Origin of the sequence: Duganella flavida (assembly GCF_009857445.1) — a bacterium.
GTDB classification, from domain to species: domain Bacteria; phylum Pseudomonadota; class Gammaproteobacteria; order Burkholderiales; family Burkholderiaceae_D; genus Rugamonas; species Rugamonas flavida.
Genome location: NZ_WWCN01000007.1, coordinates 214,308 through 241,293, shown reverse-complemented (window position 1 = coordinate 241,293; position 26,986 = coordinate 214,308). Strand labels below are relative to the sequence as shown.

Sequence of the window (26,986 nt, the reverse complement as noted above, 5' to 3'; positions counted from 1 at the left end):
CAGTAATAAATAAACTTTTGATTTGTGATACGAGCCATAAGTTAGTCGTATAACTCTGTTTTTGCCCTATGAAAAAGCATTGCCGTGTGGCAGTGGAATTCAGGTATCATTGCTGTCCAAATTGCAATAATCTGACGGGGTTGGAATGTCCTTGCGCACGAAATTCATGCTGGCTTTGTTGTTGACCGGATTGGCAGCGGTGGCGATGGTGGGCGGTTTGGCCTACACCGGCATGACCCGCAAGGTGGACATGATCCGGCGCGAGCAGGCCATGGAACATTTCTACTCGACCGCTACGGCCTATCTGCAAAAGTACGGCAGCTGGCAGGCTAGCCCGGGCAAGGAGGGTTTCGACGAATTCATGCAGTCGCGCGAACGCGCTGGTCCACCGCAGCTGTCGGACAGTGCGCAGGGTGAAGAGCGCCGCCCGCCACCGCCGCGCGATGATGATCGCGGCCCGCAGCGCGGCGAGGGCGATGGCGAGCGTCGTCCGCCGCCGCCGGGCCGACGTGGCGAGCCGCCGTACCGCTTCATTCTCGCCGATCAGGATTTCAAGGTAGTGCTGGGCGGCGGCGTCTATCATCATGGCGAAGCGCTGCCCGAAGCGGCGCGCAAGGATGCGCGCCCGGTCACCGTCGATGGCCGCGCGGTGGCTTACGTTTCACCGGAAGGCGTCATCACGCCGAGCAAGCAGGAACTCCAATACCTGGACGCCATGCGCGATGCGCTGTGGTTCGGCGTGAGTGGCGCGGCGGTGCTGGCACTGGCGCTCGGCCTGCTGCTCGGCCGCAGCCTTGGCCACACGCTCGGCCACCTGACCAGCGCCGTACGCGCCATGCACGGCGGCTCGCTGCTGCAACGCGTACCGGTTGAGGGCAAGGACGAAGTGGCCGAACTGGCCGCCGCCTTCAACGACATGAGCGAGAAGCTGGCGCGCACGCACAATGAATTGCAAGAGTCGCACCAGACCATCCTGCTGCAAGCGGAGCAAATGCGCGAGCTCAGTGTGCGCGACGCGTTGACCAAGTTGCACAACCGTCGCCACTTCGACGAGCAGGCCACCAGCTTGTTCAGCCATGCCGTGCGCCACAAGCGTCCACTGAGTGTGGTGATCGGCGATATCGATTACTTCAAGAAGATCAACGACCAGTTCTCGCACGCAACCGGCGACGTAGTGCTGCGCCAAGTGGGAGAAATCCTGCGCAGCCATATGCGCTTGAGCGACCTGGTAGCACGCTACGGCGGCGAGGAATTTGTGATCGCTTTCCCTGAGACCGAACTGCCGCAAGCCGCCGCGCTATGCGACAAGCTGCGCGGGATTATCGAATCCTTCCCGTGGCATCAGGTGCATCCGGAATTGAAGGTCACGATGAGCATGGGCGTGTACGCCGATCTCGCAGCCGGTACGGCGGAAGCCATGCTGCAAAAGGCCGACGCGCTGCTGTATCGTGCCAAGGAAGCAGGCCGCAACCAGGTGTGCTTCGCGGCCTGATTAAGCGCGGCGGTCCAGCCAGCGGCCGCCGAACATAGTGCACACCAGCGCCGCCACAATCAGCCCGATGCCGGCCCACTGCCAGCCGGTGATGACGTCACCCAACGCCAGCATGCCGGACGTGATGCCGACCACCGGCACGCCCAAGCTGAATGGCGCCACGCGATTGACCGGGTGGCGCTTCAGCAGCCGTGTCCACATTGCGTAACCGAGGATGGTGGACATCCAGCCGATGTAGGCGATAGCGATCCATGCGTTGAATGGCGCATCGACCCATTGCCAGCGCGTGGCCGGATCGTCAAACGCCAGCGACAGCAGCACGAACGGCACGATGGGCACCGCGCCGCACCACACAATAAAGCTGATCACATCAAAGCCCGGTGACGCTTTCTGCGCGCTGCGCACCACGATATTGGAGACGGCCCACATGGCGGCGCCGGTCAGGCACAGCACAAAGCCGGCGGGCGTGATGTCGCTGCCAGCGCCAGCCTGCAAGGAGCTCGCCGCAAAGCAGGCCAAGCCCACTGCTGCCAGCGCAAGGCCGGCCAGCAGCGCGCGGCTGGTGCGTTCCTTCAGCAGCATGTAGCCGAAGATGGCGGTGAAGAAGACCTGCGTCTGCAGAATCACCGATGCCAGCGAAGCGGACATGCCTACCTTCAGCGACAGGAACAGGAGGCCGAACTGGCCCACGCCCTGGCTCAGACCATACGCGATCACCCACTTCGGCGCCAGCTTGGGCGGCTTGACGAACAGGATCAGCGGCAGGATGGCGAACACGTAGCGCGCGGCGCCCAGCTGAAACGGCGTCATGCTGCGCAAGCCGACCTTCATTGCGACGAAGTTGGTGCCCCAGATGATCACGACCAGCAGGGCAGAGAGCAGGTCGCGGGTGGTGAAGGAGGATGAGTTGGAAGTCATCCGCCTATGTTACGTCACATCGCGCACGATTGCTTCGCTGTGGACGATAATCTTTACCGCGTCCGCTTGCAGCAATCGAATGCGGCGCTGGACCAGCGGCCAGCCGGACCAAGACACTTGCGCCGCTGCTGCCGCAGCAGCTTCCTGCGCATGCAGCGTGGAAGGCGACATCAGCGCATCGTCACTCGCTTCCGCCGCATGCGGGTCCAGTGCGTGTTCGAGAATCTGCACCACCTGGTCGTGGCTCTCGGCCAGCATGGCGTTCACTGGTTCTGCCGGCAGCTCTTTCACATGGCGGCGCAGGATGGCGCGCAGCGCGGCCACGTGGGCCATCAGCAGGTAGTTCTGCACGATGAACAGGTTGATGTCCTCCACCGCGCGCTGCTTGCTGGATGGCTCGTCGAGCATGCGCACCAGCGCGGAGCTGAGCGCGGCCAAAGAATCCATCAAGCGCTTGCGTTCAATGCGATACGCGAAATCGTCCTTGCCTTTGCCTTGCAGCAGATCGAAGCTGGCCTGCATGTAGCGCAGGTTCACATCCAGCACGCCGCGCACCAAGCGTGGCAAGGTCTGGTACTCCCAGCTCGCCAGCACAAAGCTGAACGCCGTCGCCACCACCGCGCCAACGATGGTATCGATCAAGCGCTCCATGATCAGGTTCTCGTTGCCCGGCGTGAGCAGATACATCTGCAGCAGGATCATCACGCTGACCGCCACCGCTGCGTAGCGATAGCGCAGGTAGACGAAGGTCGGCATGGCCACGGTGGACAGCACCAGCGCGCCGAGAATGAACGATGGGTAGTTGAGGAACTTGAGGATCAGCGCCGTGATGAAGCAGCCGATCACCGTGCCGACGATGCGGTCGCGCCGGCGCTGCTTGGTCATGCTGAACGACGGCTTCAGGATAATCACAATGGTCAGCACGATCCAGTAGCTGTGCGCCGCATACGGCAGCCACGCGCCGATCAGCAGGCCGGCGGAAATCGCCATCGCCACGCGCAGCGAGAAGCGGAAGATCGGCGAATCCATGCGCAGGTGCGAGAGGATCATGCGGAACTCGTACTTCTGCTGCGACAGGAACGGGCCCATGTCGGCATCAGCCCAGAATGGCATGGTGTCGTAGGCCTTCTGGCTAGCCTGATGCAGCTCGCCGATCATCTTGATGATGGCGCGGATCTTGTTGCGCTGCGCGCGCAGCACGGCCAGCGCTTCCTGTTGTGGCTTGCCTTCTGCGATACGCTGCTGGATCGCCGCCAGTTCTGCCTCGATGGCGTCCAGCTCCGGACCGTAGGTAATCTCCGGATAGGAGGCCTTCTTGCGCGTAACGTCGTACGCCACCGATTCGATATCGCGCGCCGCCTTGTAGGCCAGGTCGTACAGCGTTTTCAGCACCGGCGAATCGACGAGGTGCACGCGCAGCTGCGCGTAGTCGGTATGCGTGGACAGGATTAGCTCATACAAATCCAGCATGCAGACGTGGACCTGTACCACAATCGCATCCTTGGCATTGTTATGCGAACGCAGGATCAAATCGCGCGATGCTTGCTGGCGGTCGGCCAGCAGGCTTTGATGGCGAATCAGTTTGTTGAATTGTTCGGTGAGGTTGTAGCGCGTGTCGTAGAAATCGGCCTTGATGTCGATGTAAGCCGCCAGCTCGAACAAGGCCTCCGCCAGCACCTGCTGCTTGATGCGGTGGCGCAGTATCCACGAGATGCCCATCGCATACGCGAGATATGCCACCGCGCCCAGCGTGAACAAGCCGGTATGGACGAAGGACTCGCGCACTGTCATCGAGTGCTCCATCGACATGGTCATGATGAACAGCGTGGCCAGTTGCAGCGGCATGGATTTGCGGCCGTAGACCACCATCATGCAGGCGCCAAAGCTAATCACCACCAGCATCGTCATGAGCAGCGTGTGATAGGGCGCGCATAGGCTGATCAGCAGCGTGACGGCGCCGCACAGCAGCACCGAGGCGCTCATCTCGTTGAACTTGTGGCGCAGGGGACTAGGCATGTCCATCAGCGCGGTGCAGAGTGCGCCGATGCAGACCGTCATGGCGGTGGCCATGCCGGCAAATTGAAGCGTGAATAGCGTCACGCCCACCAGACCGGCGGCGAAACGCAAGCCAAGATAAAAATAATGGCTATAGAAGAAGGTTCGCAGATTGAGTGCGTAATGCATGGCTATGGCCTTGTGGGCAGCTTGCATGCGCACCGCAGGATCGCCACGGTGCGCATGATGAGTAACGCAGAAACTACTACTTAAATTTTTTTAGAAGACCGACAGCACCGGATAGCGGCGCCATTCAGGTTCTTCGTGGCGCTTGCCGTTGGCGAAGATGAAGCCGAGTACTGCTTCCTGGTCCGACAGCAGTGCCGGATTGGCGGCCTTCCATGCGTCGAACTTCGCTTTCAGTTCAGGTTCGGTTTGCAGCATCTCCAGCGCCAGATCTTCGAACACGTAGTCGGAGAAGTTCTCTTTTTTCTCCAGTACGCTGTTGAAGAAGCCCCAGCGGAAGAATGAGTCGTGGCCTTGCGGTTCCAGCGTCTCGACGGCGTAGCGGGCGTTGGCCTGCTTGAGCGGGATGAAGTAGTCGCCAGGCTGCACGGTGAAGCTGCCGGTGCGCGCCTCCAGCTGCACGTCGTCGTGGTACATATGGCCTTCGTAGGCGGTCGGGCGCGAGGTCACGGAGGCGATGTGATAGTACTGCGCTTCCACGGTGGAGGCTTCATCGAAGCGGGCCATGTCGACGCCGTTCCATTGCAGGCGCTCGATGGCTTCGCGCCACGCTTGCGGCACGATGTAGCCTTTCGGTGCGCGCACGGTGGCTGCCGGCACGAAGCTGTTGTAGTAGGCGATGTCCTTTTCCCACGGTTTGCTGCGGTCGTAGGACAGGCGCTGATAGTCGCCCAGCAGCGAAGGGCTGCGCTTTGCTTCATAGCCTTTGAAGCGGAAGGTGGATGGATTGGATTCGTCCATCTTCCATGCCACGGTCCATTCGGTGGCGTTGGCGGCCTGCTCTTTGGCGTCGGCGCGCAGCTGCTTGATTTGTTCGCCGTGCGAGGTGGTGAAAGCCATGGTCACGTCCAGCAGCGCGCGCATCGAATCGTAGCGGTCCTTGAACGGCTTGAGCATGTGCGTCTCCGGCATGAAGCCGATCACATGGTGCAGGGCGGCGAAGCCGGTCGAGAAGCGCGGCACTTCAAGGAATTCGGCGATGCCGTCGTCCGGCGTGTCCTGCACTGGATTGACGTAGGGGCAGGTTGGCCAGCCTTTGGCATCCATCTCCTTGTAAATGTGCGGTAGCATGGTCTCGCGCAGGAAGGGGCCGAGGCCGTAGCCCAGCTTGTCCGCCTGCGTGTGGATCAGGGTCATGGTGTACGGATAGTCGGCACCGTTGGAGGTGTGGGTGTCTACCATCACGTCCGGATCCCAGCTGGTCAGCAGTTGATTGAACAGGCGGGCGTTGAGCGTATCGCATTTGACGAAGTCGCGGTTCAGGTCGAGGTGGCGGCTATTGCCACGGAAGCCGAATTGCTCCGGGCCGTCCTGGTTCACGCGCGAGGTGTTGGCGCGGTTCAGTGCGCCGTCGACGTTGTACAGCGGGACGAACAGCAGCACGGTCTTGCCCAGTGCAGCGAGCTTGGCGGGATCGAAGCACAGATCGCGCACGATGGCCATGCAGGCATCCACGCCTTCGGGTTCGCCGGGGTGGATGCCGTTGTTGTTGAAGAAGACGGTGCGGCCTTCAGCCTTGATCTGGGCGCGGTCATGCACGCCATCGGCGCTGACGACGCCAGCGTGGACGGGAATGCCACCGTCGGAGGTGCCGATCTGTTCAAACCGCAGCACTTGCGGGAAGTGCTGCGCCAGTGCTTCGTAGAAGGCGATGCATTCGCTCCACGTGGTGGTCTGGTTTTGATTGCCTTTTTCATAAGGCGTCGGCATCTCTGGGTGCATGGTCGTCTGGATCTCAGGGGGTGTTGTAGGGAGGCTGGGCTGGATAAGCCCGGCAGAATTGTATCATCGTGCCCGTTTTTTGAGCGCTTGAGGGACAGGGTTTGTGTTGCCTCAAGGAAAATCGAAGCGGATGGTGTTTTACTGGCGGGGTGATGATCAGCCAGGAGAGCAGCATGGGATATGGCGTGCGGGCGGTGGTTGTGGTGGCGGTGCTGGCGCTGGCCTGCAGTTGGGGTGTGGCGCAGATCGGGCCGCGCTATGTGATCGAGTTGCGCAGCCAGGGCGGTAGCACCGAGGGCATGGCGCGCGGGAGGGTGCAGCTAGCGGGGCGCGGCATGGCGTTAGTACGCTTCCAGGGACTGAGTGTCTTGACAGTGGACGCCGATACCCAGTCTTACAGCGACGAGGAGGCACGGAACTGGCCGGAGGCCGACCTGGTGTTGGTGACGCCACCGACTGCTGGGCACTTCTTCGGCCTTGGGCCTTTGATGAAGCCACCGGGGCGGCCAGCGATTGTTCCGCTGGCGCCTGGCGAGACCATCTCGTCCAAGGGCATGCAGCTGTACCCGATGGCGGCATGGGAAACGCTGGACCTGCGCAAGGCCAACACCAAGCTGCGGGTGACGGCGATGGCCGGTGCCCAGGGTACGCGTGGCGTGGCGGGCTTCATGCTGGAGCTGGGCAACAGCCGCTCGTCGTACCGCGTCTACGTCAGTTGCGCGGAAGATGAGGCGGCGGCGCTGGCGCAGCGTTTGCCGGGGGCGGACCTGGCCCTGGTGCCGGCACGTGGTGCACCGCGCTTGTTGGCGCTGAATCGCGGCGCGCCGCTGAAGGATGTGCCGGCCGTGTTGACGGCGGCCGGCTATGCCTTTACGGCGGACAAGCGCTGATTATTTTTTACCTGTGGTCTCGACCCATGCTGCATAAGTGTCGATGAATTTTTTCAGAAACTGCTTGGTGCCGTCGTTGTTGATCTTGCCGTCTGGGGTGAGCAGGTTGGCGGCGCCGCCGATGTAGGCTTCCGGTTGCTGCAGCAGTGGCATGTCGAGAAACACCATCGACTGGCGCAGGTGATGGTTGGCGCCGAAGCCGCCAGTCGCGCCAGGCGACACGCTGACGATGGCAGCCGGCTTACCGCTCCACACGCTGGCGCCGTAAGGACGGGAGCCGACGTCGATAGCGTTCTTCAGCGCTGCTGGGGTGGAACGGTTGTATTCCGGCGTGAAGAACAGCACACCGTCGACGTCCTTGATGCGCTGGCGGAACTGCGTCCACGCCTGCGGCGCTACCGCGCCGTTCTCTTCCAGGTCCTGGTTATAGATGGCCAACTCGCCGATTTCAACGATTTCAAACGTCAGCGACGGCGGCGCCAGTGCGATGATTTCGTGGGCGAACTTCCGGTTAATCGAATCCTTGCGCAAGCTGCCGATCACAACGGCGATTTTCTTCGCGGGCATGACATCTCCTTCGGGCTGGTTGAGGGAACTGCTAATGTACCCGATTCTTCTTGCACGGGGGATTCGTCAGCGAGCTCAGCACGCACCTTCTTGATACGCCCCTTGCCCTCGCGTTCAGCCTCCACTGCATCGAACCCTTCCATTAATTCGTCAAACAGATTGCGCTTTCTCATGACTCAACTCCTCGCTGCCCTAGTTCGGCTTTTAGCCTCCAGCGCAGAATCTGTAACTGCTCTGGTGTCAGATCCATTGCTTGGTCTTTGCCATAGATGGCGAATAGCCAGAACTCATGCTCAGACAGGCGCCAGAAATAAATGACGCGGATGCCACCGCGCTTTCCTCTGCTCTTCGCCGCATGCACGTGCCGCAGTTTGCGCAGACCACCGCTACCGGGAATGACAGCGCCGGCAGTCGGATTGCTCATCATCTCGATTTGCAATACCCGGTACTCATCATCATTGAGGTAGCGTTCACGATGCCGAGCAAACGACGGCAGCTCCCAAAAGACCGCGTGCATTTGAGTATGTCCCTGTTGACGACGGCTTGCAATTGGATTTGTCCGAATTCCAATCTTAACTAGGCATCGCGACAGGCAAATACGGTTGCATCAACAGCAGGAGAGAAATAAAGGATAGGCTTCTTTAAGTGCTGAGATAGCGACTGCACACAGGCAATTTCCCTTGTCGGTGGCAAAGTTCATCAGATATTCTGAGTTCAATCCGTCCATTGCGCAGTAAGTAAAGACACTAAATCTTCAACGTGGAAACCAGAATGGGAAAATATGGATAAAAATTTAGAGTAGTTGAGGACTGCAGGAGATCTCAGCGGAGCTGAAATATACGTATTGAGCGGTAAAGTCTTGCCAGAGCGAGCGAATGTCAATCTGCCGAAATCCGTTGTCTTAAAAATTCTTCCTGGAAGAGCAATTCCTGAAGGCTCTGTGGTTGTTGTTGCGGTGATTTGTTCGCAGATAAGTATAGTTGTGCATTCGAGAGAAGAAATCGCAGACCTGCAAGCCTTGGCTCATGAGTGCGAAGGAATGTGCAGGATGATTGTTGATTGTTTGGGGTTCCTGCTGACTTGTGGATACGACATAGAAGTAACTCAGGTTTCAAGTGCAGGAGGGCTCCATGTTGTCTATGGCGTCAAGCCCGCAGACTTTAGGCCAATTCCATATTCTGATGAGAATATTCAAAGTGTCTTTGAAAGGCTTCTTACCGTTCCGAGGGATTACCAACTTCAATATCGACGAGCACTTGCAGACTATAGAGAGGCAATTCGATCTCACGAGGACACTGCATTTTTTTGTTACCGTGTAGTCGAAGATTTGCGACAGGTATTCGTAGTAGATGAACAAGGCAAAGAAGCACAAACTTGGAACCGCCTTTGGGAAGCACTGCCAGTTGCGGAAGATACGCGAGCTTATGTGAAGGATATTATTCGGCCATTGGCAACCGGAAATCGGCATGGGGGAGGTTCATCCATAAGCCATGAGTTGCGTCTTGAAATGTTAGAGAAAACATCGAAGATCATTGCCGCTTTTGTCGATTGGGCTCGGATGCCTAAAGCGGCGCCCACAGCGTAGCATTTTTCCTCGAAGCATCTGTTGGTCAAAGAAAAAGCCACGCTGTGTTTCCGGAGCGTGGCTTTGGCTGTCAGGGTTAGCGCTTATTCAGCGTTCATTTCTTTCAGCAGGTTGTCGGCGTGGTCGACGTGTTTCATGTTCCACAAGATGTAGCGCAGGTCGACTTGAATGTCGCGGGTCATGGCTTTGTTGAAATCCCAGTCGGAGATGATGGAGTCCAAGGTGCCGTCAAACGCCAGGCCGATCCATTCGCCTTTGCTGTTCAGCGCCGCCGAGCCGGAGTTGCCGCCGGTGATGTCCAGCGTCGCCAGGTAAGCCACCGGTACCGACTTCAGCACCGGATCAACATACTTGCCGAAGTCCTTGTCCTTGATCGCTTTCAGCTGCGCAGCAGGGGCGTTGAATTCGCCCTGGCCGGTGGCTTTGGCGGCAACGCCAGCCACGGTGGTGAAGGCCTTCCAGTTGGTGCCGTCCGAACCCGGTTCGCGGCCGGCGATTTTGCCGAAGGTCACGCGCAGAGTGCTGTTGGCATCAGGATAAACGGCCTGGCCTTTGCTGTGCATGTAGGCGATCTTGGCCTTCATGTAGTTGGCGTAAGCTTGTTGCAGCTTGCCACCCAGCTCTTCCTCTTCCGCTTCCGATTTCAGGTCCGGCTCGTACAGCGCCACGGCGGCCTTGATGAAGGCGTCGTCGCTGGCTTTGAACTCTTCCGGCTTGCGCTCCAGCCATGCCTTGCGCTCGGCTGCGTCGCCCAGCTTGCTGCCTGCGTACAGCTTGTCCAGCGCCGCTTGCAGGTCGGCCTTGCCCATGCCGTCCTTGATGCCCACCACCGCGTCAAACGCCGCGTTGCGCTGCGCAGACGGCTGTGCTGCGTATTTGGACAGGCTGTTCAGCACCAGCGCCTTATCGACCTTCTCGTCGTAGTTGCGCACCAGCGCATCGACTGCCGATTTGATACGTGGTACATCACGCTGCTGGAAGCCCGACTTGCGTTCGGCATCCGGCTTGGCGCTTTCGTTGGCCAGGCGGTACAGCGTACGTGCCGTGTTCAGCAGGCGCGGTTTGGACGACAGGAAGTAGAACTCGTGTTTGGTGTCGGCATCGCGCTGGGCGATCAGTTTTTCCACCGCTTCGATATCGCCGGCGTACTCTGCCTTGCGCTTGGCATCGGCGTTGATCCACTGCTTCAGCGCTTCGTGCTCGCTGGTTTTACGCGACAGCACATCGCTGCCGGCGTAGGAGTCCAGCATGCCCTGACGGTTCTTGTAGTAGTTGTTGATGCTGGCCACTTGCGATGCATACTTCAGCGCGGTGTCCTTGTTGTCCTTGGTGGTGTCGGCAATGATGGCCAGGTTCTCGGCCGATTGCTTGACGAACGCTGGATAGCTCCAGTCAAAGGTGAATGCCACTTCCGACGGCAGGCGGTGGCGGTTGGTGCGGCCCGGGTAGCCCAGCACCATGATGAAGTCGCCTTCCTTCACGCCTTCCTTGGCCAGCTTCAGGTAGTGCTGCGGCACGTAAGGCACGTTGTCTTTGCTGAAGTCGGCAGCCTTGCCGTCCTTGCTGACGTAGGCGCGGTAGAAACCGTAGTCGCCGGTGTGGCGCGGCCACATCCAGTTGTCGGTGTCGCCGCCGAATTTGCCCACGCCTTCAGGCGGCGCGTGCACCAGGCGCACGTCGCGGATTTCCAGTTGCTTGATCAGGTAGAACTCCAGGCCGCCGTAGTAGGACGACACGGTGCAGCGGTGACCCGCGTCTTTTTCGCAGTCGGTCTGCAGCGCCTTCTGGTTCTTCTCGATAGCGTCGCTGCGGGCTTTGCCGCTCAGCTTGGCCACAGCCGGGGTGATGATCTGCTTGCTCACATCGGTCACCGCCTTGGTGACGTAGATGCGGCTGCCCGGTGCAGCTGGCAGTTCTTCGCCGAAGTTATGCGCCAGGAAGCCGTTGGCCAGCAGGTTGCGTTCCGGCGTCGAGTTGTGCGCCACGCTGCCGTACACGCAGTGGTGGTTGGTGGCAACCAGGCCTTGCGGCGACACGAACGACGCCGAGCAACCGCCCAGGCTGACGATGGCGCCCATCGGGAACTCGGTCAGCTTGGTCAGGTTGGCAGGATCCAGTTTCAGGCCGGCGGCTTTCAGTTGCTTGGCTACTTGTGGCAGCTGTTGTGGCATCCACATGCCTTCGTCGGCATAGGCAGCGGTGCTCAGGATGGCGAGCACGAGAAGGGATTTTTTCATTTGTATTCCAGAGAGGTTGTGGCGAGCAAAAGTATCGTCAGACCTTACGTGCGCGTCAACCGGTATTTTGCGGAAAATAGGTGGAGACGAACAGCGCCACTGCGGAGCGCACCAGTTTCTCCTGTTGCTCGGGCGAGACTTCCTCCGAGGTGTAGCCGGCGATCAGGTAGAAGTGGCCCAGCACGCACAGGTTGATGAACTGGATTGCCGCCAGCGTCGAATCTTCAAAGCGGCCCTTGCCGCTGGACTTGAGCGCTTCGAGGCAGCGCTTGACCGGCTCGCGGAAGCGGTCGGCCTCGTTCTTCATCAACTCGGGCAGGCCTTCCACGCGGCTCATTTCGGCCACCACCATGCGAATGAAGCGCAGGCTTTCCGGCTTGAAGAAGAAGGCGGCAATGCCCAGTCCCAGCTGGTACAGCACCTGCTCCGGTGCCTGCGTGACGTCGACGTGGAATTGCACGCCGTAGTCGGGTGCGCGCTCTTTTACCAGCGTCATGAACAGCTCGTTCTTGCTGCCGAAGCGGCGGTAGATGGTGAGCTTGGAGCAGCCGGCGGCGGCGGCGATGCCTTCGATGCTGGCGCCCTCAATCCCCTTGGCGAGGAATTCCTGACGAGCTGCGTCAAAGATGCGGGCAGCGAGTTCTTTGGAGGCGTCGAGGGTAGGGCGGCCAGCAGGGGCAATGGATGGAGCGGTCATAGCGGGATTGTACAGGCACGGAAAAATGTCATAAGTAAAACTGTTTTAATTCGTTCACACCCTGATAACACCTCAGCTAATGTAACGCAACCGTTACATTAATTGAAGGGGAAATATCATCGCTGCCGACCAACGCCAACTCCATCTGGGGGCCTTCCTGCAAGGGGTGGGGCATCACCTGGCCGCTTGGCGGCATCCGGATGTGGACCCGCGCAATGCGCTGCGCTTCGACCATTTCAAGCAACTGGCGCGCACTGCCGAGCGCGGCAAGTTTGATGCGATCTTTTTTGCTGACAGCCTGGGCGTGCCGGAAGCGCCGCCGGCGCTATTGGCGCGTGGTTTGCTGCCGTCGTATCTGGAGCCGTTGACCAAACTGGCCGTGGTAGCCGGCGTGACTGAGCGGATTGGTTTGATCTCGACCGTCTCCACCACCTATCTGCCGCCATTCCATCTGGCGCGCAAGTTTGCGTCGCTGGATGTGCTGAGTGGTGGACGCACCGGATGGAACCTGGTCACTTCGGGCACGGAATGGGAAGCGCATAACTTCAACCTCGAAACGCAGGTGCCGCACGCCGAACGCTACAGCTATGCGCGCGAGTATGTGGATATCGTCAAGGGCTTGTGGGATGGCTGGGGCGACGATGCGCTGCGCTTCGACAAGGAGGCGGGCGTTGTGTTCGATCCGGACAAGCTGCATGTGCTGAATCACCAGAGCGAGCGTTTCCGCGTGCGCGGGCCGCTGGTGTCGGAGCGTCCGCCGCAGGGTTATCCGGTGATTGTGCAGGCAGGTTCGTCGGCCGATGGGCAGGCGCTGGCGGCGGCGACGGCGGAAGTGGTGTTCACGGCGCAGCAGACGCTGGAGGATGCACGTGGCTTCTACTCGGGCTTGAAGGCGCAGCTGGCGCAGCATGGCCGTGCGGAGGACAGCCTGAAGATCATGCCGGGTGTGTTGCCGATCATCGGCCGCACCGAGCAGGAGGCCAAGGATAAGTATGAGCAGTTGCAGTCGCTGATTGATCCGGTGCTGGGCGTCGGCTTGTTGAATGCCTTCCTCGGCAATATCGATTTGAGCAAGTATCCGCTGGATGGGCCGGTGCCGGATTTCCCGCTGACTGAGGGCTGGCAGAGCCGGCAGAAGTTATTTGTGGATTTGGCGCGGCGCGAGAATTTGACCTTGCGGCAGTTGTACCAGCGCGTCAGTGGCGCGCGTGGGCATCGCATTGTGCTGGGCACGGCGGAGACGGTGGCGGATCAGCTGGAGGATTGGTTCGTCAATGGTGCGGCGGATGGTTTCAACATCCTGCCGCCGACGCTGCCGCAGGGCTTGAATGATTTCGTTGAGCTGGTGGTGCCGGTGCTGCAAGGGCGCGGCCTGTTCCGCACCGAGTACCGCGGCCACACCCTGCGCGAGCACCTCGGCCTCGCGCGTCCACGGAACCAGTTCGAATGAGCGCGCAACTAAACCCTGCCCCGGTCGCAGAGCCGGTCGTCGCCGCCGCGCCTGCGGAAGAAGGCTACCTGCTCGGCAAAGGCGCGACGCTGCGCGTGTTCACGCTGCTGTGCTTGCTGATGGTGTTTGACTTCGCCGACCGCATGATCATCGCCTCGCTGCTGCCGTCCATCCGTGCCGAGTGGCTCATCACTGATGCGCAGGCGGGCTTGCTGAGCAGCGTGCTGTTCATCGGCATGGTGCTGTTCGCGTTCCCCGCCGTCGCGCTGACCAACCGCCTTGGCCGCATCAAGACCGCCAGCCTGATGGGCATCTTCTGGAGCATCACCTCGGCGGCTGGTGCGCTGGCCGGCAACATCACGCAACTGGCGGCCACGCGCGCCGCAGTCGGCATCGGCGAGGCAGGCTACGCGCCAGCCTCCTACGCCTGGATCTCGGCCGCGTTTCCCAAGCGCCGCCGCCAGCTGGCGCTGGGCTTATTCTCGTCCGGCCAGGTGATCGGCATGGCGCTCGGCGTTGCGCTGGGCGGCTATATCGGCAGCCGTTTCGGCTGGCGCCACGCGCTCGGCCTGATGGCGTTGCCGGGACTGCTGGTCGCCGTACTGCTGTACCGTGGCCGCGATTACAAGAGCATTGCCGTCGCCGCGCCGACGCAAGACCGCCGCCACCTGAAAGTCATCTTCAGCACGCCGTCACTGGTGTTGGCCTTCTTGAGCCAGGGCTTCGCGACGCTGCAGCAAGTACCGATCTTCTACTTCCTGCCGACCTTCTTCAACCGTGTGCACGGCATCCCCATGCACACTGCCTCCTACATGACGAGCGGCCTGCTGTTCCTCGCCATCATCGCGGTGCCGCTGGGCGGCTGGATCATGGACCGCTGGAGCGGCCACGCGCCACTGCGCAAGCTCAGCTTCGCACCTGCGCTGGCTGTGATGGGCACCGCTATCTACGCCATCGCCTTCGGGCTGGTGCAAGACGCCAATCTGCAATACGGCCTGATCCTGGTTGCTTTCTTCACCTACGGTCTCGGCGGCGTCGCCACGCTGGGCATGACGCAGGACCTGGTGGCGCCGGACCTGCGTCCGCTGTCCGCCACCTGCAGCATCATCGCCATCCACTTGCTGGGATCGGCGCCCGGCCCGTTCATCGCCGGCCTGCTGTCGGACCGCTACGGCCTGGCCAATGCGCTGTTGGCCACGGTGTTCATCAGTACCGCTTTATCGGTGAGCGCGCTGCTGCTGGCGCGCCGCTATTACCTGGCCGACCTGGCCAAGGTGGGCAAATACAAACTCGAACCCGCCTAACACCAACAATTAGGGAAACGTATGGATCGCAATAAGGTTTTTACCCGTAGCACCATGACCCTCGCGCTGCTGTCTGCGCTGGGCCCGGCATTCGCGGCAGACAGCGATGTACCAAGCACCGCCGTTGCCGCACTGGCCGCACCGCAAGCGATTGAAGAAACCACGGTGTCTGAAGTCACCGTCACCGCGCGCCGCCGCACCGAGAAACAGCAGGACGTGCCAACGCCGATCAGCGTCGTCAAAGGCGATGACCTGAAAGCTGCGCTGATCAGCCAGGTGCAGGATCTACAGCAAGCGCTGCCAAGCGTGAACGCCGCCTTCATGCACGCCCGCGTGTCGAGCGTGGCGATTCGCGGCATCGGCAGCAATCCGGCCAACGAAGGCTTGGAAGGCAGCGTCGGCCTGTACGTGGACAATATCTACCAAGGCCGTCCTGGCATGCTGGCGATCGATCTGGTGGATCTGGAGCAGGTTGATTTGCTGCGCGGCCCGCAAGGTACGCTGTTCGGCAAGAACACCACTGCCGGTGTGCTTAACCTGACCACCAAGCGTCCGACCTTCAAGCCGGAATACAGTCTCGAACTGTCAGCTGGCGAGCGCGGCTACTTTCAGACGCTGGCTTCGGCCTCCGGTCCGCTCAGCGAGCACTGGGCGGGCCGCCTGTCGGTTTCGAAAACCCATGATCGCGGCTGGCTCGACAACAAGTACGACGGCAAGTCCTACAACAGCGTCGGCCGCGAAGGCCTACGCGGCCAGTTGCTCTACCAGCCGGACGACAATTTTGACCTGCGCCTGATCGCCGACTACAACCAGGAAAACGATACCCAAGGCACGCTGATCTCCTACGGTTTCGGCCCATCGGCGCCGGGCAAGCTGAACCTGCAACAGGCGACGGCAGCCGCGCTGGGCCTGCCCGCTGGCAGCCAGCCGATCAATACCGATCCAACCAAGTACGAAGTCAACTTCGACGGCAACCAGCGTGCCGTGGTGTATCAAGGCGGCGTGTCGGCGGAAGCCAACTGGCGCCTGCCTTCCGGCTACAGCCTGACCTCGATTACCGGATGGCGCTACTGGAACTTCCATCCGCATAACGATAACGACCAGACCGCCGCTTCGGCGCTGGTGGATGGCGGCTTCATCGTCAAGCACAAGCAGTTTTCGCAAGAGCTGCGTTTCGCCTCGCCGGTCGGCACCAATTTTGATTACGTGGTTGGCGCTTATTACTACCACCAGAACATCAAGGATGATTTCCTGATCCAGCTGGGACCGAAGGCAGACATCCTGCTGCTGAACAGTACAGCCGGTCTCGGTCTGGTCGACAACACCACCGGCCTGTCGCACGGCAAGAGCACCACCGACAGCTACGCGCTGTTCGGCCAAGGCAACTGGCACATCAGCGAGCAGCTGGAATTCACCGGCGGCCTGCGCGGCACCTCCGAAAGCAAGGACGCCCGTACCTATCGCGACGCTTTGGTGGGCGGCATTCCGCTGACCGCCTACCCAGCGACAATACGCCCGATCGTGGCAGCGACTCGCAACGCCATCGGCGGCGCCTACGACTCCGGCGACCTGCACGTATCTGGCCGCGCGCCGTCCGGACTGGCGACGCTGAGCTACAAAGTCACGCCGGATCTGCTGACCTACACCACGCTGTCGCACGGCGAAAAGTCGGGCGGCGTGAATATCAGCGGCGTCGGCTCGGCGCCAACGCTGGGCGCGGATTCGCTGAAGATTCGTCCTGAGAAGGCGGACAACTTCGAGCTTGGCTTCAAGAGCAAATGGCTGAACAGCCGCCTGCTGATTAACGCCAACTACTTCCAGACCCGCATCAAGGATTACCAGACCAACGCTTTCGTGCAAGGCCCGATCACACCGGTGCTGATCCTGACCAACGCCGGCGACGTGAAGAGCTCCGGCGTGGAACTGGACATCAAGGCCCGTCCTGCACGCGGCCTGAGCCTGAACCTGACCGGCTCCTACAACGACGCGCACTACACCAAGTTCAACAACGCGCCGGTAGCGGCGGAGCTGGCGGCAGCGGGCATCACGAAGGCCGACCTGAGCGGCCAACCGGTGGTCGGCGCGCCGAAGTGGATCGCCAATCCGGGCGCGCGCTACGACTTCCACCTGAACGACGACGTGCGCCAGTACGTGGTCACCAACTACGCCTGGCGTTCGGATGCGCAAGGCTATATCGATGACTCGAAATACGCCCGCATACCGGCCTACGGCCTGCTGAACCTGGCAACCGGCTGGCAGTTTGGCAGCGGCAGCCGCCAGTGGGATGTATCGCTGTGGGCCAAGAACGCGCTCGACAAGCGCTACTTCCTGACCGCGCAAGCGTCGCAGCTGACCGGTGGCGGTGCGTACACCGCCGCAGTCGGCACGCCGCGCACCGTGGGCGCCACCGCGCGGCTGGAGTTTTAAATGAGCTACTTCCTCGCTCTCTTCGCCGGCTTCCTGCTAGTAGAAGTGGCGCTGGGCCGCACCAGGTTCAAGGGACTGGGTTGGCAAAACCATCTGCTGGATGGACTAGCGCTGCTGCAATCGATCGCCATCATCGGGCCTATTGTTTCGATCGGCAGCGCGGCGTTGGCGGGATGGCTGTATCCGGCCGGACGCGACAGCCTGGCGGCGACGCCGCTGTGGCTGCAATTCATCGCCTTCCTGCTGCTGGACGACATGGTGCAGTACTGGTGGCACCGCTCCGCGCACACCTTCAAGGTGCTGTGGCCGCTGCATCGCGTGCACCATGCGGCGCCGTACATGGGCATCAAAATCTGGTTGCGCAACGGCTTTTTCTACTACCTGTTCATGCCCAACCTGTGGCTGAGCGGCGCGCTGATCTTCGTCGGATTCGGCAAAGTGTACCTGGTGTTCCAGCTGCTGAAGATGGTGGTCACTGCGGCTGCGCATAGCGAGCTGCGCTGGGACAGTTTCCTCTACAAGCACGCGTGGCTGCATCCGGTGGCATGGGTGGTGGAACGCACCATTTCGACGCCGGCCACGCACTTCGCGCATCACGCGCTGCACGATAACGATGGCATCGGCCACTACAAGGGCAACTTCAGCAACCTGCTGTTTGTGTGGGATGTGTTGTTTGGCACCGCCGTGATTACGCGGCGCTATCCGCCGGCCTTCGGGCTGGAGGAGGACTATCAACACGGCACCGAGAAGTGGTACGTGCAATGGCTGTATCCAATTTTCCGCACCAGCCGGGGCAAGCAGCCGGCACAAATCAACTTGAACGATAGGGAGATTCACCATGAACAAAGTGCCGCGCAATAGTGCGCTGCTGACCGGTGCGCTGGCGGTTGCCATCGCCCCTGCCGCCGATGCGGTTAATCAGGCTGCACCGGCCAAACCGGCCAGCAACAAGGCCGAGCAGGGCGCGCCGAATGTACTGTGGATTTTGCTGGATGACGTCGGCTACGGCGCCAGCTCCGTGTTCGGTGGCCTGGTCGATACGCCCAACCTCGAAGCGCTGGCGGCGCAAGGCCTGCGCTATACCAACTTCCACACCACCGCGATCAGCTCGCCAACGCGCGCGGCGCTGCTGACCGGCCGCAACCACCACAGCGTAGGCGTGGGCCTGTTCCCGGAAACCGCGACCGATGCGCCGGGCTACAACGCGCGCATCCCGGCCAGCAAGGCGACCGTGGCCGAGATCCTCAAGGACAAGGGCTACAACACCTTCGCCGTCGGCAAGTGGCATCTGGCACCGGTGGAAGAGGCTGGTCCTGCTGGTCCGTTCAACCGCTGGCCGACCGGCAAGGGCTTCGAGCAGTACTACGGCTTCCTGTACGGCGAGACCGACCAGTGGCACCCGCAGTTGGTGGAAAACACCCGTCCACTGGATGACGATCCGAAAGGCCGTCACCTCAACGAGCTGCTGACCGACAAGGCGATCCAGTACGTCACGCGGCAGAAGGTGGAGCATCCATCGCAGCCGTTCTTCCTGTACTTCGCGCCGGGCGCAACGCACGCGCCGCACCAGGTTGCCAAGGAATGGATCGACAAGTACAAAGGCAAGTTCGATGCGGGCTGGGACGCGTATCGCGAAACCGCGTTCGCCAACCAGAAGAAGCTGGGCCTGATTCCAAAGGACACCGTGCTACCAGCGCGCAATCCGGGCGTGAAAGCGTGGGCCTCGCTGAGTGCGGACGAGAAGCGTTTGTACGCGCGCTACTTCGAAACCTATGCCGGCTTCCTCAGCTACACCGATGCGGAAATCGGCCGCCTGATCAACCAGCTCAAGCAGAGCGGCCAGTTCGACAACACCATCATCGCGGTAGTGATCGGCGATAACGGCGCCAGCAAGGAAGGCACGGACAACGGCACCACCAATGGCCTCGCTGCCGTGCTGTACCCGAACGCGGATATCTCGCAGCAGCTGAAAAACATCGACAAGATCGGCACCGACTACTCGTCGCCGAACTATCCGCTGGGCTGGGCACAGGCGACCAACGTGCCGTTCAAACAGTGGAAGCAGGATGCCAATTCGGAAGGCGGTACGCGCAATCCACTGATCCTGTCCTATCCGCGCGGTATTCAGGAAAAGGGCGGCTTGCGCAACCAGTACGGCCACGTGATCGACCTGCTGCCGACCACGCTGGAACTGGCGAAGGTGGAAACGCCGGCGCAAGTAAACGGCGTCAAGCAGGACAAGATCGAAGGCACCAGTTTGGCCTACACGGTCGCCAACGCCGCTGCGCCGTCGCGCCACGTGACGCAGTACTACGAAATCAACGGCACGCGTTCGATCTACAGCAACGGCTGGAAGGCAGGCACGCTGCACAAGCCGGGCACGCCGTTTGAGAAAGACGTGTGGGAGCTGTACAACTTGAACGTCGATCCAACCGAAGTCAACGACCTGGCCGCCAAGAACCCGGAAAAACTGAAGGAGCTGAAAGCGCTGTTCGACAGCGAAGGCAAGAAGTACAACGTGTTCCCGTTGAAGGACACCTTGTTCAAAGACTTCGCCAGCAGCCACAGCGTCTACAAAGGGCAGGAAGTGGTGGAGCTGAAGCCGGACGTGGGCCACCTGTTCCCGCTGACCGCGCCAACCATCAACAGCACTTACTTCCGTTTGACGGCGAACGTGGAGATCCCGGCCAATGGCGCGGAAGGCGTGCTGGTGGCGAATGGTGGACGCTTCGGCGGTTCCAGCCTGTTCGTCCAGGATGGCAAGCTGTACTACGCGCAAACCAACGGCTTCGAATCGGCGCTGGTGACGTCGGATGAAGCGGTCAAGCCGGGCAAGACCAAGCTGACCGTGGAGTTCAGCCCCAACCTGTGGAGCGGTGCAGACATCACGCTGTACCAGGACGGCAAGCGCATCGGCAAGGGCACGGCGCCGGTAAAATTCGGCATCGCTTACTTTGCCTACGATGAAGGCTTCGACATCGGCCGCGACCAGCAAACGCCGGTCAGCGAGAAGTACAAAGTGCCGTTCAACTTCACCGGCAAGCTGGACAAGATCACCATCGACTACCGGGCGCCGCTAGGTAGCCGCGTGGTCAGCAGCATCAACAAGCAAGTGGTGAGCACGCTGGTGGCGTTTAAAAAATGAGTGGTCTCCACCTGATGGCCAAACCGGCCGGGCCCTTGTGCAACCTGGATTGCAGCTACTGCTTCTATCTGGAAAAGGAACAGCTGTACCCGGCGCGTAACCGCTTCCTGATGGAAGAGGAAACACTGCGTGCTTACATCGCGCAGAGCATCGCGAGTGAGGCGGGACCGGAGGTGCTGTTCACGTGGCAGGGCGGTGAACCGATGTTGCGCGGTCTGGCGTTCTACCAGCGCGCAGTAGAAATCCAGCAGGAACTGGCCAATGGCAAGCGCATCAACAATGCGCTGCAGACCAATGGCACGCTGCTGGACGATGAATGGTGCGCTTTTCTGGCTGGTGCTGGCTTCATGGTGGGGATTAGTCTGGATGGGCCGCGCGAGCTGCATGATGTTGACCGGGTCGATAAGCAGGGCCGGCCGACGTTTGATGCGGTGATGCGCGGCATAGCCTTGTTGCGGCAGTACCGCATCGACTTCAACGTGCTGGTGACGGTGACCAGCCGCGTCGCCAGGCAGCCGCTGGAGCTGTACCACTTCCTCAAACGCGAGGGCGTGACCCATGTGCAGTTCAATCCAGTGGTGGAGCGTTTGCCGGATCGCTCCGAGCATGCGATTCGCCTGACGTTTGCCAAGCCGGGGCAGGTCAGCCAGTCAAGGCCGATACTGGCGATGGCGCCGCAGAGCGTGGGCCGCGAAGAGTATGGCGATTTTTTGATCGCCATCTTCAACGAGTGGGTGCGGCACGATGTCGGCAAGGTCTACGTGATGAACTTTGAGTGGGCGCTGGCATCGTTTCTGCGCTTGCCGTCGACGGTGTGCCTGTTCTCGGAAAATTGCGGCAAGGCGCTGATCGTTGAACACAATGGCGATGTGTACTCCTGCGATCACTTCATGTATCCGGAATACTTGCTGGGGAATTTGAATCAAACCGAGGTGGGGGCGCTGGCGTCGTCGGCGCAGCAGCAGGCGTTTGGCGAGGCCAAGTCCAGCACGCTGCCGGACTACTGCAAGGAATGCCCGTATTTGTTCGCCTGCCACGGCGAGTGCCCGAAGAACCGCTTCGCGCATGCGCCGGATGGATCGGCTGGCGTGAACTATCTGTGCCCGAGCTACAAGAAATACTTCAAGCACATCACCCAATACATGAATGCAATGGGCAAGCTGATCAGCCACGGCCAGCCCGCGTCGCTGATCATGGAGGCCTTCAAAGGCCCCCTCGCAGTACAACTTTAATCCGGGGTCAGGTCCCCCATTTCTACACGAGCCCTGCTGTAGCGCTGGCTACGGCAGGGCTCATGTAGAAATGGGGGACCTGACCCCGGAGTGGTTTAGTCAGCTTTGATGGCTTCGATCTGGATGGCCAGCTTCACTTCTGGCGAGAAGTTTGGCAGGCCGTAGTTCAGACCGAAGTCGCTGCGCTTGAACTCGGCAGTGGCGTCGGCGCCGCATACTTCACGCTTCAGGCGTGGGTGGATGATGCACTTGAACTTGTTCACCTTCAGCGCTACCGGCTTGGTCACGCCCAGCAGGGTCAGCTCGCCGTCCACCGCCACCAGCTGGTCGCCTTCAAACTTGAACGCTTTGCTGGTGTAGGTGATGGTCGGGAATTTCTCCGCGTTGAACATGTCCGCGCCCTTGGCGTGGGTGTTCATTTTGTCGAAGCCAAAGTCGATCGAGGAGGATTCGATTTTCACATCCAGCGCACCGGTCTTGGCCGCGCGATCCAGATTCACCGTGCCGCTGGTTTTATCGAACTTGCCGCGCCATACCGACAGGCCCATGTGGTCAGCCTCGAAGCTTGGATAGGTATGCGTCGGGTCGATGTTGTAGGTGGCGGCAATGGCGGACGTGGCCGAGGCGGCCAGCAGCGTGGCGATCAGGATCTGTGCTTTCATCGTTTCGTATCTCCCTTGGTGGTTTATTGCGCTACTACGTGGAATTTGATGGTGACGTCGTCAGCCACCATGCTGGTGTCTTTCCATTCGCCTTCGCCGATGCTGTAGGCCAGACGTTTGATCGGCAGCACGCCTTCAAACACTTGGTTCTTGCCGTCGGCCTTGACGGTCAGCGGGAAGGTCACATCAGTGGCTTTGCCTTTGATGGTCAGCTTGCCGGTCACGGTCAGCTTGCCGGCGCCGGCTGGCTTGATCGAGGACGAGACGAAGGTGGCTTTCGGGAATTGCGCGGCGTTGAACCATTCTTTCTTGGCGACTTCCTTGTTGTAGTCGGCATCGCCCAGGTCCATGCTGCCGGTTTCCACTTCCACCGTGGCTTTGGCTGCGTCCGGCTTGGCCGCATCGTAGTCGATGTTGGCGGTGAATTTCTTGAACTTGGCGTCGATCGGCACGTTCATTTGCTTGAAGGTGGCGGTGACGGTGCTCTTGGCTGGATCGGTTTTCAGTGCAGCAGCGCTGGCGGCAAAGGCCACGCCAAGCATGGAAACGAGGGCGATTTTTTTGAAGGTGTTCATGTAGTGGGCTCCAGTGAGTTGTTGGTTACAGCGGCAGCATGCGTTTCAGCGTGACGTCGCGGTCGATAAAGTGGTGCTTCAATGCGGCCAGGGCGTGGGCGACTACTGCTGCTGCCATCGTCATGGTCAAAACATAATGAACAGTTTTTAAAGCTGCCTTAAGTTCAGGATCTGGTGCGATCACGGCTGGCATTTGCCACAGACCGAGGTAGACCACCGGCACGCCGGCCGCGTAGGTGTAGAAATAGCCGGAGATCGGCACCGCGAAGATCAGCAGGTACAGCAGCACGTGCATGCCGTCAGCGATTTTGTGCTGCCACGCCGGGATCGACGCCAGCGGCGGCGGCGGACGGTTGGCCTTGCGCCACAGGATGCGGATCACGGCCAGCAACAGCACCGTCACGCCCATCCATTTGTGCCAGGAGAAGTATTTGAGCTTGGTCGGCGAGAAGCCGGGGATGGCGACCATCGACAGGCCGAGGAAGAAAGTAGCAATGATGAGCAAGGCGACTAGCCAATGCAGCAACATGGCGATTTTGGTATAGCGTGGCATATGCGGCTCCGAGAATATAGTACGTATTAGGACTAAATATACCAAAGAATGTTGAAGCGCGCTTGCCACCCTCAAAAAGGCGAAAAAAAGCCCCGAGGACGCGAAGCGTCGTCGGGGCTAGTGTAAAGCAGATTGCTTTTCTACATCAGATGGCTTTTGCCAGAGCTGCGGCGATGCCGGTGTAGTTGGCAGGCGTCATGGCCAGCATCAGGTCCTTGGCTTCCTGTGGTACGGCCAAGCCATTGATGAACTCTTGCAGTGCCACTTTCGAGATGCCTTTGCCGCGGGTCAGTTCTTTCAGCTGTTCGTACGGATTCTCGATGCCATAGCGGCGCATCACGGTCTGCACTGGCTCGGCCAGCACTTCCCAGTTCGCGTCCAGGTCGGCTTCCAGGCGGGCTGGATTCACTTCCAGCTTGTTCAGGCCGCGCAGGCAGCTGTCGTAAGCCAGCAGGGTGTAGCCGAAGCCGACGCCGATGTTGCGCAGCACGGTCGAATCGGTCAGGTCGCGCTGCAGGCGCGAGACTGGCAGTTTTTCCGACAGGTGCTTCAGCACGGCGTTGGCCAGGCCCAGATTGCCTTCCGAGTTTTCGAAGTCGATCGGGTTGACCTTGTGCGGCATGGTGGACGAACCGATTTCGCCGGCTTTCAGCTTCTGCTTGAAGTAGCCCAGCGAGACGTAGCTCCAGATATCGCGGTTCAGGTCCAGCAGGATGGTGTTGGCGCGGGCGAAGGCGTCGAACAGTTCAGCCATGTAGTCGTGCGGTTCGATCTGGATGGTGTACGGATTGAACACCAGGCCCAGGCGCTGCTCGATCACGGCTTTCGAGAATGCAGGCCAGTCGAACGATGGGTAAGCCGACAGGTGGGCATTGTAGTTACCCACGGCGCCGTTCATCTTGCCCAGGATTTCAACTTGTTCAATACGCTTGATGGCGCGCTGCAGGCGAGCAACCACGTTAGCCATTTCCTTGCCCAGGGTGGTCGGGCTGGCGGTCTGGCCGTGGGTGCGCGACAGCATCGGCAGTTCGGCGTTGACGTGGGCGATGTCGGTCAGCTTGGCGATCACGTTGCGCAGCGATGGCAGCATGACGTTGTCGCGCGCAGCCTTCAGCATCATGCCGTGCGAGGTGTTGTTGATGTCTTCCGAGGTGCAGGCGAAGTGGATGAACTCCGACGCAGCCACCAGTTCCGGCACATCTTTGACTTGCTCTTTCAGCCAGTATTCCACGGCCTTGACGTCGTGGTTGGTAACGGCTTCGATTTCCTTGATGCGGGCCGCATCTTTTTCGGTGAAGTCAGAGGCGATCTTGTCCAGCAGGGCGGTGCCTGCGGCCGAGAACGGCTTGATTTCCGCGAAACCGGCCAGCGACAGCGCTTGCAGCCAGGAGATTTCTACTTTGACGCGGTGGTGCATGAAGCCGGATTCGGACAGGATAGGACGCAGCAGATCAGTTTTACTGGCGTAGCGGCCGTCCAGCGGCGACAGGGCCGACAGCGTGGAGTAAGGAGTAGTGGTCATGATGGAATGGGCGAAAGTTGAAAGAGCAGACCGAGATTTTACCATTGGCCGGGCCCCAACCCGCCGATGTTATACTGAGGCCTGTTCTCCCTCTATGAGCGTCTATGAAACTTATCGGTTCCCTCGCCAGTCCTTATGTCCGCAAAGTACGTGTCGTGCTGGCGGAAAAAAAGCTCGATTACCAGTTTGAACTGGAAAATGTGTGGGCCGCAGATACCACCATCAGCCAGTTGAACCCGCTCGGCAAAGTGCCTAGCCTGGTCATGGAAGATGGCTCGGTGATGTACGATTCGCGCGTGATGGCGGAATACCTCGACACGCTGACCCCGGTCTGCAAGCTATTGCCGCCAAACGGCCGCGAGCGCGCCGACATCAAGTGCTGGGAAGCGCTGGCCGACGGTATGCTGGATGCGGCCGTGAGCGTGCGCCTGGAGCGCACCATGCGTCCGAAAGAACTGCAAAGCGAAGCGTGGATGGCGCGCCAAATGGGCAAGGTCACGCTCGGCTTGAAGGTAATGTCGGAGCAACTGGGTGACAAGGCTTACTGCGCCGGCATCCACTACTCGCTGGCCGATGTGGCGGTGGGTTGCGCGCTGGGCTGGCTGTCGTTCCGCTTCCCGGAAATCACCTGGCGCGATGACTACGCCAACCTGGCCAAGCTGTACGACAAGCTGTCCGAGCGCCAGTCGTTCAAGGACACGGTTCCTGCCTAAGCCCATGCCCAAGTCCACGCCGCCAGAAGCGGATAGCCGGCGCCTGCAAATGGCCGACATTGCGCGGCTGGCAGGCGTATCGACTTCCACCGTCTCGCGCGCGCTGGCCGGCAGCAAGCTGATCAGCGAAGAGACGCGCACCCGCGTCATGGAACTGGCGCGCTCGCTCAAGTACAACATCAACATCGGTGCACAGAATTTGCGCATGAAGCAGAATCGCACCGTGGGCGTGGTGGTGCCGTATGACCCGGACACGCGCCAGCATTTGTCCGATCCCTTCTTCCTGTCCATGCTGGGCAGCCTGGCCGATGCGCTGACCGAGCAGGGCTTCGATATGCTGGTGTCGCGCGTGGACGCCAGTGAGCTCGATGCCGCCGCTGCGCCGTTCGATACTGGCCGCGTGATCGGCATCGTGCTGATCGGCCAGTGGCGCCATCACGATCAACTGAACCAACTGGCGGCACGCCACGTGCCGATCGTGGTGTGGGGCGCGCAGTTGCCGCAGCAGCTGTACTGCACCGTCGGCGGCGACAACCTGGCCGGCGGCGAGCTGGCTGGTGCGCACTTGCTGGCGCAGGGCCGCAAGCGTATCGCCTTCTTTGGCGACATCAACTTGCCGGAAATCGGCCAGCGCTACGAAGGCTTGTGCAATGCGCTGGCGAAGGCTGGCATTACGCCTGATCCTGCGCTGCTGGTGCCGGCCTCGTTTGTGCCGGACGGCGGCCGCCTCGCAGTCGAGGAACTGCAGCGCCGTGGCGTGGTGTTCGACGCCGTGTTCGCCGGCAGCGACCTGATGGCCATGACCGCGATTAATACCTTCCGCCAGTTGGGCGTCGACGTGCCGGGCCGCGTGGCCGTCATCGGCTACGACGATATCGAGTTGTCCAGCTACTTCCATCCGCCGCTGACCACCGTCCAGCAACCGGTGCGGGAGGCTGGCCGCGCGCTGGTTGCCTCGCTGCTGGAATTGACCGAGGGCCGTCCAGCGCCCTCGCTAAAACTGCCTACCCAGCTGATCGTCCGCTCCAGCTCCGTCTGATTTGTGCAACCGATT

The 26,986-nt window shown here is 60.6% G+C and carries 23 protein-coding genes; 11 read left to right on the top strand and 12 right to left on the bottom strand.

Annotated features, from left to right (window positions below; all coding sequences use genetic code 11):
- Nucleotides 1-145: 145 nt before the first annotated feature.
- On the top strand, nucleotides 146-1,492 hold the full coding sequence (locus GTP46_RS13400; RefSeq protein WP_161007131.1) for a GGDEF domain-containing protein: 1,347 nt from the start codon (nucleotides 146-148) through the stop codon (nucleotides 1,490-1,492).
- Here GTP46_RS13400 and GTP46_RS13395 read toward each other — a convergent pair whose 3' ends face one another.
- From GTP46_RS13395 to GTP46_RS13385, 3 genes are all read right to left on the bottom strand, one after another.
- Complete coding sequence (locus GTP46_RS13395) at nucleotides 1,493-2,410, bottom strand: EamA family transporter (RefSeq protein ID WP_161007130.1); 918 nt, start codon at nucleotides 2,408-2,410, stop codon at nucleotides 1,493-1,495.
- Nucleotides 2,411-2,419: 9 nt separating this feature from the next.
- Nucleotides 2,420-4,594 carry an FUSC family protein gene (locus GTP46_RS13390; RefSeq protein WP_161007129.1) on the bottom strand — a complete coding sequence of 725 codons (2,175 nt, stop codon included), beginning with the start codon at nucleotides 4,592-4,594 and terminating at the stop codon, nucleotides 2,420-2,422.
- A gap of 90 nt (nucleotides 4,595-4,684) precedes the next feature.
- Nucleotides 4,685-6,373: a M14 family zinc carboxypeptidase gene (locus GTP46_RS13385; protein WP_161007128.1), complete on the bottom strand. Its 1,689-nt coding sequence runs from the start codon at nucleotides 6,371-6,373 to the stop codon at nucleotides 4,685-4,687.
- A 152-nt stretch (nucleotides 6,374-6,525) separates the two neighbouring features.
- On the opposite strand from GTP46_RS13385, the gene GTP46_RS13380 reads away from it, so the two are divergent.
- Nucleotides 6,526-7,263, top strand: a complete 738-nt coding sequence (locus GTP46_RS13380; RefSeq protein ID WP_229258927.1) for a hypothetical protein — start codon at nucleotides 6,526-6,528, stop codon at nucleotides 7,261-7,263.
- Here the strand turns inward: GTP46_RS13380 and GTP46_RS13375 are convergent, their stop codons facing one another.
- The 3 genes from GTP46_RS13375 to GTP46_RS13365 are packed head-to-tail and all read right to left on the bottom strand — an operon-like array spanning nucleotide 7,264 to nucleotide 8,347.
- On the bottom strand, nucleotides 7,264-7,830 hold the full coding sequence (locus GTP46_RS13375) for an NADPH-dependent FMN reductase (RefSeq protein ID WP_161007127.1): 567 nt from the start codon (nucleotides 7,828-7,830) through the stop codon (nucleotides 7,264-7,266).
- Nucleotides 7,803-8,003, bottom strand: a complete 201-nt coding sequence (locus GTP46_RS13370) for a hypothetical protein (RefSeq protein ID WP_161007126.1) — start codon at nucleotides 8,001-8,003, stop codon at nucleotides 7,803-7,805. Before GTP46_RS13370 ends, GTP46_RS13375 begins: the two co-directional genes overlap by 28 nt.
- Nucleotides 8,000-8,347: a toxin gene (locus GTP46_RS13365; protein WP_161007125.1), complete on the bottom strand. Its 348-nt coding sequence runs from the start codon at nucleotides 8,345-8,347 to the stop codon at nucleotides 8,000-8,002. The genes GTP46_RS13370 and GTP46_RS13365 overlap by 4 nt, the downstream gene beginning before the upstream one ends.
- A gap of 327 nt (nucleotides 8,348-8,674) precedes the next feature.
- On the opposite strand from GTP46_RS13365, the gene GTP46_RS13360 reads away from it, so the two are divergent.
- Complete coding sequence (locus tag GTP46_RS13360) at nucleotides 8,675-9,415, top strand: DUF8168 domain-containing protein (protein WP_161007124.1); 741 nt, start codon at nucleotides 8,675-8,677, stop codon at nucleotides 9,413-9,415.
- Nucleotides 9,416-9,498: 83 nt separating this feature from the next.
- On the opposite strand, the gene GTP46_RS13355 is transcribed toward GTP46_RS13360, so the two are convergent.
- Nucleotides 9,499-11,652, bottom strand: coding sequence for a S46 family peptidase (locus tag GTP46_RS13355; RefSeq protein ID WP_161007123.1), 2,154 nt, complete (start codon nucleotides 11,650-11,652; stop codon nucleotides 9,499-9,501).
- 55 nt (nucleotides 11,653-11,707) lie between these two features.
- Nucleotides 11,708-12,349, bottom strand: a complete 642-nt coding sequence (locus GTP46_RS13350; RefSeq protein WP_161007122.1) for a TetR/AcrR family transcriptional regulator — start codon at nucleotides 12,347-12,349, stop codon at nucleotides 11,708-11,710.
- Between the two features lie 118 nt (nucleotides 12,350-12,467).
- Here GTP46_RS13350 and GTP46_RS13345 point away from each other — a divergent pair, with 118 nt between their 5' ends.
- From GTP46_RS13345 to GTP46_RS13320, 6 genes are read left to right on the top strand one after another with little or no spacing between them, the layout of a single operon-like run.
- On the top strand, nucleotides 12,468-13,799 hold the full coding sequence (locus GTP46_RS13345; protein ID WP_161007196.1) for an LLM class flavin-dependent oxidoreductase: 1,332 nt from the start codon (nucleotides 12,468-12,470) through the stop codon (nucleotides 13,797-13,799).
- Nucleotides 13,796-15,103 (top strand): MFS transporter, encoded by a 1,308-nt coding sequence (locus GTP46_RS13340; RefSeq protein WP_161007121.1) that lies wholly within the window; start codon nucleotides 13,796-13,798, stop codon nucleotides 15,101-15,103. The genes GTP46_RS13345 and GTP46_RS13340 overlap by 4 nt, the downstream gene beginning before the upstream one ends.
- Nucleotides 15,104-15,124: 21 nt before the next feature.
- Complete coding sequence (locus tag GTP46_RS13335) at nucleotides 15,125-17,530, top strand: TonB-dependent receptor (RefSeq protein WP_161007120.1); 2,406 nt, start codon at nucleotides 15,125-15,127, stop codon at nucleotides 17,528-17,530.
- On the top strand, nucleotides 17,531-18,391 hold the full coding sequence (locus GTP46_RS13330) for a sterol desaturase family protein (protein ID WP_161007119.1): 861 nt from the start codon (nucleotides 17,531-17,533) through the stop codon (nucleotides 18,389-18,391). It abuts the gene before it with no gap.
- Nucleotides 18,369-20,675 (top strand): arylsulfatase, encoded by a 2,307-nt coding sequence (locus GTP46_RS13325; RefSeq protein ID WP_161007118.1) that lies wholly within the window; start codon nucleotides 18,369-18,371, stop codon nucleotides 20,673-20,675. The genes GTP46_RS13330 and GTP46_RS13325 overlap by 23 nt, the downstream gene beginning before the upstream one ends.
- A complete protein-coding gene (locus GTP46_RS13320; RefSeq protein WP_161007117.1) occupies nucleotides 20,672-21,907 on the top strand; it encodes an anaerobic sulfatase maturase in 1,236 nt (411 codons plus the stop codon). The genes GTP46_RS13325 and GTP46_RS13320 overlap by 4 nt, the downstream gene beginning before the upstream one ends.
- A 95-nt stretch (nucleotides 21,908-22,002) precedes the next feature.
- Here GTP46_RS13320 and GTP46_RS13315 read toward each other — a convergent pair whose 3' ends face one another.
- The 4 genes from GTP46_RS13315 to purB form a co-directional block, all read right to left on the bottom strand.
- Nucleotides 22,003-22,569, bottom strand: coding sequence for a YceI family protein (locus GTP46_RS13315; RefSeq protein ID WP_161007116.1), 567 nt, complete (start codon nucleotides 22,567-22,569; stop codon nucleotides 22,003-22,005).
- 23 nt (nucleotides 22,570-22,592) lie between these two features.
- A complete protein-coding gene (locus tag GTP46_RS13310) occupies nucleotides 22,593-23,144 on the bottom strand; it encodes a YceI family protein (protein ID WP_161007115.1) in 552 nt (183 codons plus the stop codon).
- 25 nt (nucleotides 23,145-23,169) lie between these two features.
- Nucleotides 23,170-23,697 carry a cytochrome b gene (locus GTP46_RS13305; RefSeq protein ID WP_161007114.1) on the bottom strand — a complete coding sequence of 176 codons (528 nt, stop codon included), beginning with the start codon at nucleotides 23,695-23,697 and terminating at the stop codon, nucleotides 23,170-23,172.
- Between the two features lie 145 nt (nucleotides 23,698-23,842).
- Entirely contained in the window at nucleotides 23,843-25,219 is a 1,377-nt protein-coding gene (gene purB, locus GTP46_RS13300; RefSeq protein ID WP_161007113.1) for an adenylosuccinate lyase, read from the bottom strand.
- 104 nt (nucleotides 25,220-25,323) lie between these two features.
- On the opposite strand from purB, the gene GTP46_RS13295 reads away from it, so the two are divergent.
- Complete coding sequence (locus GTP46_RS13295) at nucleotides 25,324-25,932, top strand: glutathione S-transferase N-terminal domain-containing protein (protein ID WP_161007112.1); 609 nt, start codon at nucleotides 25,324-25,326, stop codon at nucleotides 25,930-25,932.
- 4 nt (nucleotides 25,933-25,936) lie between these two features.
- The gene (locus tag GTP46_RS13290; protein ID WP_161007111.1) at nucleotides 25,937-26,971 is read left to right on the top strand and encodes a LacI family DNA-binding transcriptional regulator; all 1,035 of its coding nucleotides are present in this window, start codon (nucleotides 25,937-25,939) and stop codon (nucleotides 26,969-26,971) included.
- The last annotated feature ends 15 nt before the right edge of the window (nucleotides 26,972-26,986 follow it).